General features: G+C 39.0%; 15 protein-coding genes and 2 pseudogenes. 11 read left to right on the forward strand and 6 right to left on the reverse strand.

The window, feature by feature from the left end; translation table 11 throughout:
• From BFP77_RS17590 to BFP77_RS08685, 4 genes and pseudogenes are all read left to right on the forward strand, one after another.
• Positions 1–173, forward strand: a pseudogene (locus BFP77_RS17590) (IS30 family transposase); the annotation flags it as partial.
• A complete protein-coding gene (locus BFP77_RS08675) occupies positions 170–577 on the forward strand; it encodes a hypothetical protein (RefSeq protein WP_099573643.1) in 408 nt (135 codons plus the stop codon). The pseudogene BFP77_RS17590 and the gene BFP77_RS08675, both read left to right, overlap by 4 nt.
• Before the next feature lie 90 nt (positions 578–667).
• Complete coding sequence (locus tag BFP77_RS08680) at positions 668–1,465, forward strand: TIGR00266 family protein (RefSeq protein WP_099573644.1); 798 nt, start codon at positions 668–670, stop codon at positions 1,463–1,465.
• Positions 1,466–1,651: 186 nt separating this feature from the next.
• Positions 1,652–2,305: a DUF2461 domain-containing protein gene (locus BFP77_RS08685; RefSeq protein WP_099573645.1), complete on the forward strand. Its 654-nt coding sequence runs from the start codon at positions 1,652–1,654 to the stop codon at positions 2,303–2,305.
• A gap of 2 nt (positions 2,306–2,307) precedes the next feature.
• Here the strand turns inward: BFP77_RS08685 and BFP77_RS08690 are convergent, their stop codons facing one another.
• Both BFP77_RS08690 and BFP77_RS08695 read right to left on the reverse strand, forming a co-directional pair.
• Positions 2,308–3,351 (reverse strand): bestrophin family protein, encoded by a 1,044-nt coding sequence (locus BFP77_RS08690; RefSeq protein ID WP_099573646.1) that lies wholly within the window; start codon positions 3,349–3,351, stop codon positions 2,308–2,310.
• 4 nt (positions 3,352–3,355) lie between these two features.
• A pseudogene (locus BFP77_RS08695) lies at positions 3,356–4,926 on the reverse strand (M81 family metallopeptidase).
• A gap of 184 nt (positions 4,927–5,110) precedes the next feature.
• Between BFP77_RS08695 and nudK the strand changes: the two are divergent.
• Both nudK and BFP77_RS08705 read left to right on the forward strand, forming a co-directional pair.
• Entirely contained in the window at positions 5,111–5,698 is a 588-nt protein-coding gene (gene nudK, locus BFP77_RS08700) for a GDP-mannose pyrophosphatase NudK (protein WP_099573689.1), read from the forward strand.
• A gap of 18 nt (positions 5,699–5,716) precedes the next feature.
• Complete coding sequence (locus BFP77_RS08705) at positions 5,717–6,226, forward strand: peptide-methionine (S)-S-oxide reductase (RefSeq protein ID WP_099573647.1); 510 nt, start codon at positions 5,717–5,719, stop codon at positions 6,224–6,226.
• Here the strand turns inward: BFP77_RS08705 and BFP77_RS08710 are convergent.
• Positions 6,220–7,491 carry a D-alanyl-D-alanine carboxypeptidase/D-alanyl-D-alanine-endopeptidase gene (locus BFP77_RS08710; RefSeq protein ID WP_099573690.1) on the reverse strand — a complete coding sequence of 424 codons (1,272 nt, stop codon included), beginning with the start codon at positions 7,489–7,491 and terminating at the stop codon, positions 6,220–6,222. The genes BFP77_RS08705 and BFP77_RS08710 overlap by 7 nt on opposite strands.
• A 198-nt stretch (positions 7,492–7,689) precedes the next feature.
• Between BFP77_RS08710 and BFP77_RS08715 the strand changes: the two genes are divergently transcribed.
• Together BFP77_RS08715 and BFP77_RS08720 are read left to right on the forward strand one after the other, a co-directional pair.
• A complete protein-coding gene (locus BFP77_RS08715) occupies positions 7,690–7,884 on the forward strand; it encodes a hypothetical protein (protein WP_099573648.1) in 195 nt (64 codons plus the stop codon).
• Between the two features lie 84 nt (positions 7,885–7,968).
• Positions 7,969–8,382, forward strand: a complete 414-nt coding sequence (locus BFP77_RS08720) for a lipocalin family protein (RefSeq protein ID WP_099573649.1) — start codon at positions 7,969–7,971, stop codon at positions 8,380–8,382.
• A 6-nt stretch (positions 8,383–8,388) separates the two neighbouring features.
• Here the strand turns inward: BFP77_RS08720 and BFP77_RS08725 are convergent, their stop codons facing one another.
• Positions 8,389–9,327, reverse strand: a complete 939-nt coding sequence (locus BFP77_RS08725) for a LysR substrate-binding domain-containing protein (RefSeq protein ID WP_099573650.1) — start codon at positions 9,325–9,327, stop codon at positions 8,389–8,391.
• A 128-nt stretch (positions 9,328–9,455) separates the two neighbouring features.
• Here BFP77_RS08725 and BFP77_RS08730 point away from each other — a divergent pair, with 128 nt between their 5' ends.
• Complete coding sequence (locus BFP77_RS08730; RefSeq protein WP_099573651.1) at positions 9,456–9,935, forward strand: Dps family protein; 480 nt, start codon at positions 9,456–9,458, stop codon at positions 9,933–9,935.
• 154 nt (positions 9,936–10,089) lie between these two features.
• Here the strand turns inward: BFP77_RS08730 and BFP77_RS08735 are convergent, their stop codons facing one another.
• A complete protein-coding gene (locus BFP77_RS08735) occupies positions 10,090–10,506 on the reverse strand; it encodes a DUF2141 domain-containing protein (RefSeq protein WP_099573652.1) in 417 nt (138 codons plus the stop codon).
• Between the two features lie 216 nt (positions 10,507–10,722).
• Between BFP77_RS08735 and BFP77_RS08740 the strand changes: the two genes are divergently transcribed.
• Positions 10,723–12,882, forward strand: a complete 2,160-nt coding sequence (locus BFP77_RS08740) for a TonB-dependent receptor (protein WP_099573653.1) — start codon at positions 10,723–10,725, stop codon at positions 12,880–12,882.
• A 2-nt stretch (positions 12,883–12,884) separates the two neighbouring features.
• On the opposite strand, the gene BFP77_RS08745 is transcribed toward BFP77_RS08740, so the two are convergent.
• The gene (locus BFP77_RS08745) at positions 12,885–13,376 is read right to left on the reverse strand and encodes a DoxX family membrane protein (RefSeq protein ID WP_099573654.1); all 492 of its coding nucleotides are present in this window, start codon (positions 13,374–13,376) and stop codon (positions 12,885–12,887) included.
• 244 nt (positions 13,377–13,620) lie between these two features.
• Between BFP77_RS08745 and BFP77_RS08750 the strand changes: the two genes are divergently transcribed.
• Positions 13,621–14,706 carry an adenylate/guanylate cyclase domain-containing protein gene (locus tag BFP77_RS08750; RefSeq protein ID WP_099573655.1) on the forward strand — a complete coding sequence of 362 codons (1,086 nt, stop codon included), beginning with the start codon at positions 13,621–13,623 and terminating at the stop codon, positions 14,704–14,706.
• Positions 14,707–14,709 lie beyond the last annotated feature (3 nt).

Here is a 14,709-nt window from a genome sequence, read left to right on the forward strand (position 1 = left end):
ATAGAATAGGAGTTATTAGACGATTCTTCCCTAAGAAAACGGACCTTAATCAAGTCTCAATAGAGAGAATCAAAGAAGTGGAATTATTACTAAATTACAGACCTATTAGAAAGTTTAACTATTACAACCCTATTGAAGTCCTAAAAAATAAGTGTGTTGCACTTATGGATTGAACACAGCTTATAACCTATATGGAAATTTAGTTACTGATTCAGGTATTGGGTCTTTTTCCATAATAATGCCCATATCTTACTGGATTGGTGCCTTAATCTATGTTTTCATCTTATTGTTTATGCTTTTTTCTAAACTAACTGTTATTATTACAGATAGAGAAATAAATATCCGTCACCTTCTTTTTTTTAAAAAATCATTTGCAGTAAGTGACGTTGTTACATCAAAAATTGTTGCCTACTATTTTCTGGGTTATGGTATTCGCATGAGTCCTAAATATGGAACGGTATATAATGTAAAAGGAAATAAGGGGTTGGCAATTACCTTAAAAAAAGGCAAAAAAATTTTGATAGGTACCCAGAAACCGACAGCGTTACTTTTGGTAATGGAACAAATTTTAGATTAGTTGTAACAAATTGAAGGTTAATTACAACTAATTGTCATCAACAAAAAACAATTAGATTTCGGTATACGCCGAAATGATAAAACACAACTTATGAACGCACATGAAATAGATTACGAGATTTACGGGGAAGAAATGCAATATGTAGAAATAGAGCTAGACCCTCAAGAGGCTGTAGTGGCCGAAGCAGGAAGTTTTATGATGATGGATACCGATATAAAAATGGACACCATTTTTGGAGATGGTTCCAACCAGGACAGTAGTGTCCTAGGTAAAATATTTTCCGCAGGAAAACGAATGCTCACAGGAGAAAGTCTTTTTATGACCGCCTTTTTGAACGTTGGTCAGGGAAAGAAGCAAGTTAGTTTTGCATCTCCCTATCCAGGAAAAATATTACCAATTGACCTATCCGAAAAAGGAGGAAAATTCATTTGCCAGAAAGATGCTTTTCTCTGCGCCGCAAGGGGAGTTTCAGTTGGTATAGAATTTTCCAAGAAATTAGGCAGGGGACTTTTTGGAGGTGAAGGTTTCATCATGCAAAAGCTAGAGGGAGATGGCATGGCCTTTGTACATGCTGGCGGAACCATGGCCAAAAAAGAACTAGCAGTAGGAGAAGTTCTTAAAGTCGATACCGGTTGTATCGTCGGTTTTTCGCAAACGGTGGATTACGATATTGAGTTTGTTGGCGGAATAAAAAATACGGTTTTTGGGGGCGAGGGGCTTTTCTTTGCAACCCTAAGAGGTCCTGGAACGGTATACATACAATCCCTACCCTTCAGTAGATTGGCGGGTCGTGTTTTGGCTGCTATCCCAAGAGGAGGAAAGGATAAGGGCGAAGGAAGTATCTTGGGCACTTTAGGCGATGTAATCGGAGGAGATAGAGGGTTTTAAAGTCCCATTCTTTATTACCCTTTCAAGAGGAGACAGGACTTCCAAATTAGATTTTTTGTCAGTTCGAGCCTTTGGCTTTGCTGAGGACAGGCGCTGCCCAGAATGAGCTCAGGAATATAAATGCATCTCGACTCCGCTGGACTTGACGATAGTTATTTAAGTAACTTTGCGATTCAATTACTAAAAATGAATTTCAAGAACCAAATCAATTTCCTCAAAGAACTCCAGAAAAATAACAATAAGGAATGGATGGACGCCAATCGCAAATGGTACAAAGAAGTCCGTGACGATTTCATAAGTTGGCTGGATGGTATGAATACTAGACTAATGAGTATTGATGATGAATATTACGATACTCCCGGAAAGAAGGGCATAAATCGCATCAATAATAATCTCATGTTTCATCCAAATAAACCCATATATAAAGACCATTTTGGTGCCGGATTAGATAAGCGTCCCAATACAGGTGACTTCTACGTAGAAATAGGAATTGAAAGAGGTATGTTCGCCGGTGGCCTATGGAGACCGGAACCTAAACGGCTACGAAGCATTAGAGATGCCATCGATTATGATGGGGAGGCGTTACAAGAAATCCTAAATAGAAAGTCTTTCAAAGCCATGTTCGGTGGTCTTTGGGAAGATGTAAGGCTTACCAATTCGCCCAAGGGTTTTTCCAATGACCATCCGCATATAGATTTATTGCGGAATAAAACCTTTGCAGTTGCAACCGAGTTTTCCACTAAAGAAATTTTTAAATCCGATTTTGAAGACAAAGTTATTACCGCCTATATGGAAATGCTTCCCTTTAGAAGGTATTTAAACCATGCTATTACGGTTTAGCATTACAATAAAATATCATTAATAGGCGTAATGGCATCAGGAAGTTCGGTTTCACCCAACATTTCCCGCAAGTCAATTTCAATAGTTCTGCATAAGGAGAGCATAGGGATATCGTTACCAAGTCCTTCAAAAGGATTTTCCGAGTAATCGCCCACCAATTCCATCATAATATAGACCCAACCCACCAAGATGGTGAAAGGAATGGAAAGCCATACGCCGAATTCGCCTAATTTTGCAAACTCCGAAACCATCCCCAAAGGCAACAGGAAAATGAATATACCAACGAAAACCAAACTCATGCTACCATACTGTCTCGGTAACGGAAATTTTTTAATCCGTTCACACTGCCCTTGAAAAGTGCAGAAATCGGCAAGAAGTTTTTGCATCTTCATATGCCTAAAATCGTCAACATAATCCTTTTCGCGCAGCGCTTTCAAATCTTGACTTTGGTGGTCTATGATTTGCGTGGCCGTGTTTTTATAATTTATGAGTTGTTCGTATTCTGTTGCGGGTAAAAATTTTCTCAGATGTTTTTCCGTAATATCATCACTGTGTAGACCAACTCCAAAATTCTCCATTCTTTTTTTTTTTGCCGTTTTACGTACATGTTTACCCTGATTAATATGTTCCCATTGGGTTGGTATGAGCAATTGACTTCGTAAAGCATATAGCCATCCAACATGTCTGTATATCAATTTTTTACGTAGTATATCAAGTTCTTTTTCATCATGATGTTCTTCACTGAATTGATTGCTGACAAAAGCTTTTGTAGTGGCTCCCCATGTTCTGCTACCATTAACAATGGCTCCCCATATTTTCCGTGCCTCCCATAACCTGTCGTAGGCGCTGTTATTTTTGAAGCCTACATAAAATGCCACTGCGGTACCGATAACTGAAAGTGGTAACCATGGAATGACCAACCAATCCTTTAAGGGGGTAAATTGATAGACCAAGGCAATGAGTATGGCCCAAGTGGCAATCCAAATGATATGCCCACCGCTAAATATTAGAATAGATTTTAGTCCAAAATTCTTTTTTACGTACATGATTTTAATTCAGTTGATTTGATGCGGATAATAGTCGCGCTTTTAAATTTGGTGTATCCATATCCGCATCTAATGGAAACATGGGACGTTTTATGTATTTATAGTCAAGACGTTCTAAATCTTGGTCTACGCCGCCAGGAGTAAGTGCCATTGTCCATCCTTTACGCATTTCATAAAGTTCCGGGACAAGGTAGCCTATTTTTACTACTATAATATCCGTCTCTCTGGGATTCAGACCCAAATCCATAAAATCCTTTTCCTTGTGATAAGGTTTTCTTTTCTTGGTAACGATAACGTTAATACTGCCTATCCGCACCACAACTTCTACTCCAGCATCACGGTCACCTTCTTTGATTGCGGTTACGGCACCTTCTAGTTGAAGCGGCGGGCATATCTATTGTCCACAAGAGCTCCAGCCATGGCCGATACAGAACCTCCAACGCCAACTTTAAGGGCTTCTTCAATCAACTCTGGCCCGGGAATAGAAGCGTATATCATAGAGGGACCTTTAGCGGACTTAAACTCCTTTCTTGCCAAAAGTTCCCTTAAGGTCCATGTGACATCCCCAGCACCACCTGCAGTGGGGTTATCGCCCATATCACTAATTATATAAGGCCCTTCTTCACTAGCTAAAGCCAATTTTAAACTTTCGTCCAAGCGAGCTACCGGAGCTACAAATTCAAATTCGTTACGTACTCCCCAGTACGCTTCTGCTAAATCTTCCGCAGCATTGACCACTTGTTCTTTGTTATCACCGACCGCCATCACTACGCCATGGTTCCTAGATTCGTCCGCCCATGGATATCCCATCCAAATAGCCGCATCAATAATACCCTCTTGTGCAACTAAAGCAGGAATTTTGCCATACAAGCTTTTTCCGGGCTCTATACGCGTACTGGTTTTCTCTCCAGGAAGTAAAATCGGAACGGGAATCCATGCTTTGAATTTTGGTTTTCCCTTGCCACTTTCTAATCGGTCCAATAAGTTGGTAATGGCGCGTTCTTTTGATTCCAACGCATCTTCATGGGGAGCCATTCTATAGCAGGTGATAAGGTCAGAATGTTCAGCTAGCGTTTCGGTCACATTACCGTGTAGGTCCATCGAGGTAGAAATCAATACATCGGTCCCAACGACTTCTCGTATTCGTTTAATTAAATCCCCTTCTGCATCTTGTAGACCTACCACGCTCATGGCACCATGTATATCAAAGAACAGCCCGTCATAAGGTCCATTTTCCTTAAGCATATTCAATATTTTCGCCACCATGGATTCATATGCCTCTCTCGTTACGATTCCGCCTGGTAATGATTTTCCCAGTAATGTGGGTACCCATTCCGCGCGCTTTCTTACGGAAGTACCTTCCGCAAAGAATGGATAACGCCCAAAAATAGAGTCACCAATTCTAGCATGGAATGCTTCTTCATGTGTTTGGGCAGGGGAGAAGGTACTGGACTCAATACCGATACCTGCTATTGCAATACGGGGAAGTTTTTTAATTTCTTTTTTATTTTGTTCGCAGCCAAAAAACAGCCCAACACATAATGTTGTTAGCAGAAGATATTTATTCATTTTCATTAGGTTTTTCTTAGGGCATAAGTTACAAAGTTTTCATGGTTTACCCTTGCAAGAAATAACGATGATGTCATTGGGCTAGGACTATAGACATTTGAAAACTATATTTGAGAATTCACAAGGAATAGGGATAACAAAAAGCCTCAAACAGTTTAAGCAAGAATTAATTCTTAAAATTATAAATGAATTGAAAAACCCAAAGATTAAAAACATAAGAAAGGAATTATTATCTGACAATTGGTATACGCTGAATAAATATACTTTCGATTATCAAAAGGAAGATGGTACTTGGGAAGAACAACATCGCGAAGCCTATGATAGGGGTAATGGTGCTGGAATTCTGCTGTACAACAAGAAGAAGGGAACGGTAATACTGACCAAACAGTTCCGTATGCCCACCTATGTCAATGGTAACGATAATGGCATGATGATAGAAGTATGTGCCGGTTTATTGGACGGCGACAATCCGGAGGATTGCATCAGAAAGGAAACCGAAGAGGAGACAGGGTATAAAATAGCCGATGTTGAAAGGGTATTTGAAACGTACATGTCTCCAGGTTCGGTAACCGAAATCCTCTATTTGTTCGTTGGGGCTTATGAGGAAAAAATGAAGGTTGGCGACGGGGGAGGAGCTATAGACGAAACAGAAAATATAGAAGTCTTGGAATACCCTATGGCTACTGCGATTAGGATGATTGCCTCCGGTGAGATTAAAGATGCAAAGACTATTCTACTGCTACAATATGCACAGATACATGGGTTAGTTTCTAACTAATATTACGACCAACAGTACATGAAAACGTTACAGAAAGTAGCCCTAGGCGGCGGTTGTCATTGGTGTACGGAAGCGGTTTTTAAATCCTTAAAAGGAGTTAGTAAGGTAGCGCAGGGATACGTTGCGCCTTTAGGGGAGGAAAATGAATTTTCTGAAGGGGTAATTATCCATTACGATGCAGCATGTATATCCCTGCAGGAACTTATAACAATTCATTTACACACACATTCCAGTACTAAGATACATGCTATGCGGCATAAATACCGTTCCGCTGTTTACGTGTTTTCATCTACTGATATGGGCACTGCAAAAGCGGCCGTTATGAAGGCTCAAAGAGATTTCACAGAAAAAGTAATTACCCAGATTATGGAATTTGGTGCCTTTAGAGCTTCTCCGGAACAATTTCAGAACTATTACTATAAGAACACTCAGAAACCGTTTTGTGAGACCCATATAACTCCAAAAATAGGAATGCTTTTAAAGCGTTTTTCAAAAAACGTAAATGAAGAAATGCTGGAAGGTCAGTAGTTCTGGTGAAGCATTTCAAAAATCTGCTGCATCCTAATTTTCACCTCAGAGGAAGGATTTCTAAAATGATTGTTCATAAAACTGAATAGAAGCACTTTACCAGATTTTGTAAGGAGGTAGCCGCTAAGACAATAATTGTTTCCTAAACTACCCGATTTAGCGAAGATGTAGGGATTTATACCGTTACCGTACCAGTTTTGCAAGGTTCCAGAAACACCACCAGCGGGAAAAATACTGAAAAGTCTTTCTTGGGGTACTTCAAGTTGAAGTTGGTGTAGCACATGTACCAAGGACTGTGGGGTAAAGAGGTTGTACCGGGAAAGCCCCGAACCATCTACCCAACGCGGTGGTTGTTTTAAATCGGCCAAGTTGTTTTCTAATATATGTGTTCTTATTATTTCACTGTTCAGCGTATCCCTTAGTTCTGATGCCGCTAATAATAGCAATTGCTCAGCGATAAAATTATCACTTTCGTGCATGAGTTTTACATAAAGGGAATCTGCATGAATACCTTCCAAAGTTCTCGCGTTGCCTTTTGGAATCTTAGTGATAAGACGTACTGGCTGACCCAAACTACTTTCTAATACGTTTTTGGTTGTTCTGCTACCAGTCTTAAAGGGCACCTCCAAAGTATCGGTACGGGCAGTATTAAAATAGAATTTGTTTTTATCCTGCTGACGGTTAAAGTCATAATCTTCATAGAAAACGCTATCCTTAAAATATGTTGGCGAAACATGCTTCTGCGGCGTACTGGTTATTAGGGTAACATTACCGTGAATAGGGAAAGCACTGCGTTCCGGAGAATAGTACCAGTGAAAATCGTCCCAAGACCAACCTGGCCCTAAAGGTGTATCCAGAAAATTATCCGCAAAAAGGGCCAAGTTTTTATACTTTTTGAGAAACTTATAGGCCGTTGAATCGCTTAGAAAGGGGTGTAAGAAGCTAGGGTCTCCAGTACCCTTAAAGTAAAGCGTATCATTTTGCTGCAAATAGCGCAAAGCAGGTATTTTTTCCGGGAGGATTTTTAGGGCCGTGTATAAAGTAAAAATCTTCGTATTACTTGCGGGAGTAAAATATCTGTTACTGTTCAGATTGTAGATTGTATCTCTAGTACTTGGGTCCACAATCAAAAATCCGGTAAACTGATTTTCAAAAAATTTGGAATGAAGTACTGTTTCAATCTCTTTCTTAGTTTGCTTTTTTAACGAAGCACAGCCAAAAAGGAGCAAGAACGTACACACATAAATCGATATTTTTTTTATCATATATTCTATTGTATGGGCGCTTGGATCACTGTTCATTCAGTTAAGAATTCCTAGAAGTTTAAAAGTAATGAAATTAGTGTTTCTTCCTTTGTCATAGTTTAACATATTACCATTCAGTTTTAACTTTTTAGGGGCAATAATATACCTTCTTTTCTGTTTAAATTTACACAACACCTAATCAATAAAACTACATACTATATGACTAGAACTATGCTAGAGTATAGCAAGACAGTACTGAAAAAGGTTAGTTTCGACGTAAAATTATTTTGCAAAGAACTAAAGAAAGCAGTAGACCTGTTACTACCTGAAGAGGTAGTGGAACTCAAAATCTGGTTAGAACGTTTTATTACGGATAAGCCAGAGCTCCAACAAAGTTTAATCTATCTAAAATAATGAAGAGCCACTGAAAAGTGGCTTTTTTTTGTTTAGAAAGCAACCCTTTGAATATATGGTATCTAACTAAAAAGGATAGTCGTTATGAAAAGACTGCTCGCATTAGTATTGGTGGTGTCATTATCTTCGTGTTTTAAGGAATCTAGCGGTATAGAAACTCCAGTAAGAGCGAGTGCCATCGTTGGTACTTGGCAGATTATTTCTAACAGCTATAGTATAGGAGGTCCTCAAATAAATGAAGAAATAGAGGATGGAGGTTTTTATAGCTTTGATTTGAACGGCTCTTTTTCTTATAACGATACCCAGAATCCTTCGCTCGATTACTCCGGTACTTTTGAAATAGAAGAGGAATTGATTGTGCTCTTCTACACCAAATCTGATGAATCCTTCACTTGGAAGTGGAGACCTGATTTTAAAGGAGATATATTGATTGTCTACCAAGGTGGTCCTACAATTTGTATAGAAGGTTGTTCCTTTACCTTGAAACGAAAGAACTGATTGCTACTACTTGTTCAAAGGACTTATGATTTTTACATCTTGAAATTTAATCGCCCCTCGGATCACTCCGGATATGACGTCACGTAAGGCCTCCGTTATTTGAATCTTTAATTCGCTTTTATGGTAGATAAGGCTTACTTCCCGTGCGGGTGAAGGTTCCTTGAAAAACTTAAGATTTTGCTTTTTAGTCGTATCGAGTTCTAAGGTATTTAGAAAGGGTAATAAGGTCATTCCCAAGCCTTCATTAGAAAGATTGATCAGGGTTTCAAAACTGCCACTTTGCAATTGAAAATGCTCTTCCCCAGATTTTTTTGGGGTCTTACAGAGATTAAGCACCCCTTCCCTAAAGCAATGCCCATCCTGCAATAACAGGATATCCGAAACATTTAAATCGTCCGGGGTAATTTCTTTTAATGCCCTAAGTCTATGGTCTTTTGGAACATAACCCACAAATGGTTCGTAATAGAGGGGTCTTTCCTTTATAAATTCAATTTCAAGAGGAGTAGCGGCAATGGCGGCGTCTAGATGGCCATCTTGAATATTCCTGATTAGATTCTCCGTGCTCTGCTCCTTGATGATGAGGTTTACCTCCGGGTATTTATTTATAAAGGTTTTCAAGAACATGGGTAACAGTGTAGGCATTATGGTAGGGATAATACCCAAGGTGAAATCTCCGCCGATAAACCCTTTTTCTTGGTCCACCACATCTTTGATACGATCCGCTTCGTTTACGATATTCTTGGCCTGTGCAACGATTTTTTTGCCTACTTCCGTAACGGATATAGGTTTTTTGCTTCTGTCAAAAATCTGTATATCAAGCTCGTCCTCAAGCTTTTGAACCTGCATACTTAAAGTAGGTTGCGTCACGAAACACTTTTCCGCCGCCAGGGTAAAATTTTTATACTCGGCAACTGCCAGCACATATTGTAATTGTGTAATAGTCATATCAATAATTTAGTACTATAAAGTTATAAAAACTATCAATAAAACTTATGACAATCGTCATGTTTATTTTTTAAACTTATAGTTAAATATGTAAGTAGTATAATGTCACCTATAAAATTATAGAATTAATGAAATTAAATAGTATTGGTTTAGATGCAGAAAAGTCCAAAGTTATTGGGGCAGACCTTAATATTCTTTTGGCCAATTTCCAACGTTATTATCAGAGTTTAAGAGGTATACATTGGAATATCAAAGGAAAACGATTTTTTGATTTGCATATAAAGTTTGAGGAACTTTATGATGATGCTAATCTGAAGGTTGATTTAATTGCAGAACGTATTCTAACCTTAGGAGTTGTTCCTTTACACACCTTTGAGGATTACACGGAGCAAGCCACGGTACCTGCGGGTAAAGATATTACTAAAGATGAAGAAGCCATTCGTTTAATCGTGGATTCCTTAAAAGAACTATTGTTAATAGAACGAAAGCTTTTGGATGCATCAGCAGACGCCAATGACGAAGGAACGAATAGCATGATGAGCGATTTTATCACCGAACAGGAGAAAACGGTCTGGATGATGAAAGCTTGGCTAACAGAAGAGATTTAAAAAAAAAGGCTTCCAAGATGGAAGCCTTTTTTGTTCTTGATTGATGAATAATCCGTTTACCCGATAATAGGGATTAAGGAAGCACTAAAGCTCGCCTCGAAACTAGAAGTTCATTCTATATAAATGACTCCTTAATCTGCTAGTAGGACCTTTTTTAGAAACGAATTCTAAAATCAAGGTCATTGTCGACTACCTCAAACTTTGCGCTATTAAAGTTTGGAGGACCAAAGACCAATTCTCCCGTCGTAGCATAACTCTCTTTGGGCATTCCGTTAGCTTCAAAATCCATACGGTTATTCCCATTACCATCGTGCAAAATCATTATGGCAAAGGTGCCGGGTTCAACATTTGTAAAGGTCAAGGTTACTTCCCCTTTTTTGGCATCTACTACCTCGGTAGCAATGCCGGCTCCTTTCATAAAGGTACCCTCTATATGCAGGGCCCCTATAATCTTACCTTCATTTGAAAGAACATTCTCGATAGTTACGGTAAGGGTCATCCCTTCCTTTTCCTGTGCGTTACTCAAAAAGCTGGTCAATACTAATCCTAAAATAAGTGCTGCAATTCTCATAATATATAAAGTTTTAATTGTTATTGAATGACTCAAAATTCCAAAGAAAGCACGCATTCTGAAAAATGGAAGTACCCAGTTGTTGATTTTTGTGCGTGAATTGTCATTGAAAAACAGCGATACATTTCAGTCTTAAAAATCTACATTTCGGTCAGACGTTTTGGTTTAGGTCTGTGTAAACATTCAATTTTGCCCCGTAATCATCACTCAAAAACCATGAAGGCAATTTTAACAACACTAGTTTTTCTAATCACACTAAATAGCGCTGCTCAAACCGTTATTACGGGTACAGTTGTGGATAGCAAAGGTAATTCCATAATGGGTGCGAACGTTTACTTAGACGGAACGTATGATGGGGCATCTACGAATGCAGATGGAAAATTCAGCTTTGAGACCTCCGCTTCCGGAACACAAAACCTTATTGTATCCATGATTTCCTATGAAACTTATATGCAAGCAGGTGACGTATCCTACTTAAAAGACTTAGCTATTGTATTGCGGGAGGCCATTAACCAATTAAACGGAGTTACCTTAACAGCGGGGAGCTTTAAAGCTGGGGACAACTCCAAAGTATCGGTACTAAAGCCTTTGGATATCGTAACCACAGCAGGAGCTGCAGGAGATTTCATTGGAGCGCTACAAACATTACCAGGGACTTCAAATGTGAGCGAGGACGGCCGCCTTTTCGTACGTGGAGGCCAAGCAGGGGAGACACAAGTTTTTATAGATGGGTTACGGGTATTTCAACCTTTCAACGCAACGGCCAATAATATACCTACTAGAGGGCGTTTCTCACCGTTTCTTTTTAAGGGAATCACATTTAGCACCGGAGGATATTCTGCCGAATATGGTCAGGCACTATCTAGCGTGCTTCTATTGAACACCACCGATGAACCGGACCAAGAAAAAACGGACATATCGGTTCTCTCCGTTGGCGGAGGTCTTGGGCGAACTATGATATGGGACAACAAATCGCTCAGCGTTAACGCCCAGTATATAAATCTGGCACCGTACCAATGGATCGTGCCTAATGAGCAAGGTGCCCGTTGGAACAAACCTTACCAATCTTTTTCTGGCGAAACGGTGTATAGAAGTAAAACGGATAAAGGAATTTTTAAATTTTACACCGGATTTAATCAGGCGAACCTAGATGTAGACCAAGAGGATATCAATTTTGAGGACTTTGTCAACTTTCGTTTAAAAAATAGCAACCTGTACGCCAATACCACATACAAGCATTTTTTTGATAAGGAATGGACCGTAACTACGGGAGCAAGTATTTCTTATGATAGAAACGATATTGGTTTTGAAGCCAACGATATTTTAACGAGCGAGACCGCCGGACATTTAAAACTGAAGGTAAAGAAGACCTTTAATAGTAAACTTCAATTGAATATGGGAGTGGAACATTTTATTACCGATTACAAAGACGATTTCACAACCCCGTACAATTTTATTTTAGCATCGGGATTTAAAGATAATTTAAGTGCCGGATTTGCCGAGGCCGATATTTTCTTTAGTAACAAGTTTACAATGAAACTAGGGCTTAGGGCAGAGCACTCCAGTTTTTTAGATGATACTAATATTGCACCTCGTGTGTCATTGGCTTATAAGAGTAGCGAAAAGGGACAGTTTTCTCTGGCTTATGGAGATTTTTATCAAAACCCTTTGACCGAATCCCTGAAATTTGACCAAAGTCTAGACTTTGAGAAGACCGCACACTATATTTTAAATTATCAGTATCTATCTGATGGAAAAACTTTTAGGGCAGAGGCGTATTATAAGGACTATGACGGACTCGTAAAATTTGATACCCAATTTCCCCAGTTCAACTCGGAATTCAACAATCTTGGTAAAGGCTATGCCACGGGTATAGATATATTTTGGAGAGATAACAAGAGCATAAAAAATCTGGACTATTGGGCCTCCTATTCCTATTTGGATACCGAACGGGATTTCCGAAACTTTCCGGAGAGGGCAACACCCAATTTTGCCCCCGCACATAGTCTTTCCTTAGTGACAAAGTACTGGGTGGGAGACTGGCGTTCCCAAATAGGCCTTTCCTACAATCATGGTTCAGGAAGGCCTTATGACAATCCGAATACGCCAGAATTTTTAGCAGAGAAGACCAAATCTTTTAATAGCTTGAACATGAACTGGGCTTACCTGATTTCGCAACAAAAAATATTGTTTTTCTCGGTTAGTAATATTACCGGATTCAAAAATATAAATGGTTATCAATATGCAGATACACCAAATATAAACGGTATTTTTGAGCGCCGTGCCATACGACCTACAGCAGATGCTTTCTTTGTAATCGGTTTCTTTTGGACCATAAGTGATGATAAGACGAGCAATCAGTTAGATAATCTGTGATGCTAGCGTAGTTTTTTCGATAACCAATAATCCAAGCCCCATTTTCCCGAGCCGAAACCCATGAGGAACAAGCCAAGGCAAAAGAAACAGAAAACTGGAAGTATGTCCCAAGTGCCGTCCCAAGTCCTAAAAAAAATACCCATGGTCATTGTAAGAAAGACAAAAAATGCGGTGATACGAGTATTAAGACCTAAAATAAGCAGAAGGCCACCAAAGGCTTCCATAAAGCCAATGGACCAAGCGAAAAGGTCAGGAAATACATCAAATGGATAACCTTGATTTGCAATGAGCCCTACAAACTCGTCAGAAACTTCCAAAAAAGACAATTCCAATGCGTCTGGGGTCCATGGGGTTCCAAATTTATTAGGGGCATAAACAAATGCAAGCAACACACCGGCCACCACACGGGGAACGAACAGAAAGAAATTAACAAGGAAACTATCAATGGTATATGGAGTAATCCACTTCTTAATTTGGTATGTAATGAACGTCATCTGAGGTCATTTGGTCGGTTATTTGGTTAGCTACTTAAATATACCAAAATGTTCACTACGCATCAATAAAGATTTCATTATGAGTGTTTCATATTAAAGAGAATATAATTTGTAGTTCCCAACATATAATTTGGTATTAAATCATACGTTAATCTAGAGTATTTTTATAAGAAATAATATTGAGGCATATTAGCTGTCCTAGTATTATTTACTTATACTGAGTATTCAACTAAGAAGGTTCGTCTTGCGTATAAAGAGATTTTTAAAACAAATTGTGCCCTTTGGTCTCATATGGGCAGGATTTGCATTTGTTTATGGTTTGGTAGAATATGGGTTACTAGGTACACTGGATAAATATCCTACTACGGGAAACCCTTATGATTTTGAAAACGGCATTTTACCCTTGGTTTTGGGAGCGTTCGTGGTTGGACTATTACAAGGGGCATTTGAAGTTGCTTGGTTTAAAAAAAGACTTTCCCATACCTCGCTCAGGGTAAAGATTTTATTAAAGCTGCTATTCTATGTCTTTTTTATAGCGCTAAGTCTAATGGCGTTCAGCCTTCTTAATAGTTACTATAATTATGACGAATACCAATTCACGGATGCCTTAGATGATTTAAAACGTTTTTCAGCCAATTTTGCCTTTTGGAGCATTTTAATTTTCATGGCTTTCATTGCGGGTATAGCAGTGTTTTTCTCGGAGATGATTCAATATGTGGGGAATGACGTGCTCTACAATGCTTTGTTCTCCAAGTATCATAAGCCTTTGAAAGAAGTTAGAATATTCATGTTTTTGGATATGAAGTCTTCCACTAGCATTGCGGAATCGCTAGGTCACGAGCAATATTTTGCCTTATTAAAGCAGTATTATGCGGATATGACCAGCGCTATTTTAGATAGCGAGGCAGAAATATACCAGTATGTTGGGGACGAAATTGTTTTATCCTGGCCCAAGGAAATTGGTCTAAGAAATAACAATTGTATTGTTTCTTTTCTTAAAATTTCCGAAACGCTCGAAGCAAAAAATAATTGGTACCAGAAAACGTTTGGAATAGCACCAAAATTTAAAGCAGGCTATCATATAGGGGAAGTCACCACGGGAGAAATAGGAATCATAAAGAGAAACATCATTTATACTGGGGATATTTTAAATACTGCCGCTCGTTTAGAAGCGGCCTGTAACACGTATAGGGCCAACTTACTAATGTCCGGCGAGCTTTACAGGGAACTAAACAACAAAAGTACTTCTAGATATAAATTCAAACGAATAGGGGAGTTAGTACTGCGAGGAAAGAACGAACCAATTGATTTGTACACCATTGAATTCTAGAAA

The sequence above is a fragment of the Maribacter sp. 4U21 genome (assembly GCF_002742365.1).
Lineage (GTDB): Bacteria > Bacteroidota > Bacteroidia > Flavobacteriales > Flavobacteriaceae > Maribacter.

Excerpts from the sequence above, each read along its gene's own strand:
- BFP77_RS08680 (WP_099573644.1), top strand. The coding sequence starts at position 668 with ATGAACGCACATGAAATAGATTACGAGATTTACGGGGAAGAAATGCAA.
- BFP77_RS08685 (WP_099573645.1), top strand. The coding sequence starts at position 1,652 with ATGAATTTCAAGAACCAAATCAATTTCCTCAAAGAACTCCAGAAAAAT.
- BFP77_RS08690 (WP_099573646.1), bottom strand. The coding sequence starts at position 3,351 with ATGTACGTAAAAAAGAATTTTGGACTAAAATCTATTCTAATATTTAGC.
- BFP77_RS08705 (WP_099573647.1), top strand. The coding sequence starts at position 5,717 with ATGAAAACGTTACAGAAAGTAGCCCTAGGCGGCGGTTGTCATTGGTGT.
- BFP77_RS08710 (WP_099573690.1), bottom strand. The coding sequence starts at position 7,491 with ATGATAAAAAAAATATCGATTTATGTGTGTACGTTCTTGCTCCTTTTT.
- BFP77_RS08715 (WP_099573648.1), top strand. The coding sequence starts at position 7,690 with ATGACTAGAACTATGCTAGAGTATAGCAAGACAGTACTGAAAAAGGTT.
- BFP77_RS08720 (WP_099573649.1), top strand. The coding sequence starts at position 7,969 with ATGAAAAGACTGCTCGCATTAGTATTGGTGGTGTCATTATCTTCGTGT.
- BFP77_RS08725 (WP_099573650.1), bottom strand. The coding sequence starts at position 9,327 with ATGACTATTACACAATTACAATATGTGCTGGCAGTTGCCGAGTATAAA.
- BFP77_RS08730 (WP_099573651.1), top strand. The coding sequence starts at position 9,456 with ATGAAATTAAATAGTATTGGTTTAGATGCAGAAAAGTCCAAAGTTATT.
- BFP77_RS08735 (WP_099573652.1), bottom strand. The coding sequence starts at position 10,506 with ATGAGAATTGCAGCACTTATTTTAGGATTAGTATTGACCAGCTTTTTG.
- BFP77_RS08740 (WP_099573653.1), top strand. The coding sequence starts at position 10,723 with ATGAAGGCAATTTTAACAACACTAGTTTTTCTAATCACACTAAATAGC.
- BFP77_RS08745 (WP_099573654.1), bottom strand. The coding sequence starts at position 13,376 with ATGACGTTCATTACATACCAAATTAAGAAGTGGATTACTCCATATACC.